Origin of the sequence: Mesorhizobium sp. WSM4884, from assembly GCF_029625675.1 — a bacterium.
Classification (GTDB): Bacteria; Pseudomonadota; Alphaproteobacteria; order Rhizobiales; family Rhizobiaceae; genus Mesorhizobium.
Genome location: NZ_JARTVO010000069.1, coordinates 1 through 262, shown reverse-complemented (window position 1 = coordinate 262; position 262 = coordinate 1). Strand labels below are relative to the sequence as shown.

Below are 262 nucleotides of genomic sequence, written 5' to 3'. Positions count from 1 at the left end.
ATCCAGTACATCCTCAATTCCGACAACAAGGCCGATGCCTACCCCAACCTGGCGCCGCTCATGGAGCCGAAAGGGGTACGCGCGCTTGACCCCAATACGGTCGAAGTCGAATTGAAGCAGCCCTATGCGCTGCTGCCGCAAGTGCTGGGCAGCAAGGTCATGTTCCTCATGAAGGACGGCACGACCGACTTCGACAAGCCGATCGGGACCGGGCCCTTCAAGTTTGTGTCATGGTCCCGCGGTCAGCGGGTGACGCTGGCAC

The 262-nt window shown here is 60.7% G+C and carries 1 protein-coding gene; it reads left to right on the top strand.

Annotation, left to right across the window (positions count from 1 at the left end; genetic code table 11):
* Nucleotides 1–262: ABC transporter substrate-binding protein (locus tag P9236_RS30705; RefSeq protein ID WP_278078213.1), on the top strand; the 262-nt coding region annotated here is incomplete at both ends.